Origin of the sequence: Neolewinella litorea (assembly GCF_004803465.1) — a bacterium.
GTDB lineage: Bacteria > Bacteroidota > Bacteroidia > Chitinophagales > Saprospiraceae > Neolewinella > Neolewinella litorea.
Genome location: NZ_SRSF01000038.1, coordinates 1 through 1,113, shown reverse-complemented (window position 1 = coordinate 1,113; position 1,113 = coordinate 1). Strand labels below are relative to the sequence as shown.

General features: G+C 65.6%; 2 protein-coding genes. Both read left to right on the top strand.

Going from position 1 to position 1,113, the window contains the following annotated elements:
• On the top strand, positions 1-630 hold a 630-nt coding region (locus E4021_RS17995; RefSeq protein WP_136460879.1), incomplete at its 5' end, for an IS66 family transposase.
• 22 nt (positions 631-652) lie between these two features.
• Positions 653-1,113: IS66 family transposase (locus E4021_RS17990; RefSeq protein WP_168797684.1), on the top strand; the 461-nt coding region annotated here is incomplete at its 3' end.

The following is a 1,113-nucleotide window of genomic DNA, read 5'->3' as shown; positions in this document are numbered from 1 at the left end:
GACGGGTATAAGGCCTATGAGACCTACTTGCGCAAGCATCCGCAGGTCACGGGGGTGAGCTGTCTGGCGCACATCCGCCGTAAGTTCTTCGAGGCCCGCGAGCAGCATCCCCGGCTGGCGGAGCTGGCCCTGGCCGCCATCGGCTTCCTTTACCACGTCGAGGCGCACTGCCGCAAAAGGGGGCGGTCGGCAGCCGAACGCCTGGCCCTGCGCCGGCGGGTGAGTCGGCCAGTCTACGAGGCATTGCTGGACTGGGCGGAGTACGAACAGAAAAACAACCTGTCCAGCGGGGCCATCGGTAAGGCRCTCAAGTATGCGAAGGATCAACTGCCGCGGCTGCGGCCCTGCTTTGAGGACGGTCGCCTGGAGGTGGACAACAACCTGATCGAGAACTCCATCCGCCCCCTGGCCCTGGGCCGGAAGAACTAYCTCTTTGCCGGCTCGCACGAGGGSGCGCRGCGGGCGGCGATGCTGTATTCTTTCTTTGCCAGCTGTCAGCGGCTGGGGGTTAATCCCCGGGCCTGGCTACGCGATGTGCTGGAGCGCTTGCCCGACCACCCGGTCAACCGGCTGGACGAGCTCCTGCCGCACCGGTGGGCGGAGGCGCCGGCCGAGGTGAGTACGCAATAAGAATGACGTAGACCATACGCGGTTGCTCGGACGCTTACTGGCGGACTTTGCGGGCTACCTGCAAACGGACGGGTATAAGGCCTATGAGACCTACTTGCGCAAGCATCCGCAGGTCACGGGGGTGAGCTGTCTGGCGCACATCCGCCGCCGGTTCTTCGAGGCCCGCGAGCAGCACCCCCGGCTGGCGGAGCTGGCCCTGGCCGCCATCGGCTTCCTTTACCACGTCGAGGCGCACTGCCGCAAAAGGGGGCGGTCGGCAGCCGAACGCCTGGCCCTGCGCCGGCGGGTGAGTCGGCCAGTCTACGAGGCATTGCTGGACTGGGCGGAGTACGAACAGAAAAACAACCTGTCCAGCGGGGCCATCGGTAAGGCGCTCAAGTATGCGAAGGATCAACTGCCGCGGCTGCGGCCCTGCTTTGAGGACGGTCGCCTGGAGGTGGACAACAACCTGATCGAGAACTCCATCCGCCCCCTGGCCCTGGG